Raw genomic sequence first — 536 nt, 5'->3', positions numbered from 1 at the left:
TGTGCTTACTATTATCAACCTAAGTTACTGGATGACTCGGTGATTGTTTCGGTGCTGAATGCTATTACAGATAGGCATTTACGCTGGGGCTTTCCTAAATGTTTTAATCGTATCAGAAAGCTCGGCTATCAATGGAATCATAAACGGGTATATCGGGTGTATTGTGAATTAAAGCTTAATCTCAGGGTAAAGCGTAAAAAACGTATTCCTCCACGATGTCCGGAAAGATTATTAGTCCCCAATAAACAAGGTGAATGTTGGTCAATGGATTTTATGAGTGACAGTAGTCGTAATCAACGTCGCTTTAGAACATTCAATGTCATCGATGACTTTAATCGTGAGGCATTAGGGATTGATATTGCAGTAAGCTTACTCGCAGGAAGGATTACCCGTTACTTAGATAAACTGGACGAATATCATGGGTATCCATTAAAAATACGGGTCGATAATGGGCCAGAATTTACAGGAAAAACCTTTATAAACTGGGCTAAATCACATGATATAACCATTAATTATATCCAGCCCGGTAGCCCTTA

General features: G+C 38.8%; 1 protein-coding gene. It reads left to right on the top strand.

Going from position 1 to position 536, the window contains the following annotated elements; all coding sequences use genetic code 11:
• A partial coding sequence (locus A9G30_RS12615; protein WP_141671966.1) for a DDE-type integrase/transposase/recombinase occupies positions 1-536 on the top strand: 536 nt, incomplete at both ends.

The organism is Gilliamella sp. Fer4-1, assembly GCF_001690515.1.
Lineage (GTDB): Bacteria > Pseudomonadota > Gammaproteobacteria > Enterobacterales > Orbaceae > Gilliamella > Gilliamella apicola_C.
The sequence above is the reverse complement of the archived record's forward strand: the minus strand, read 5'-3'. Positions and strand labels throughout refer to the sequence as shown.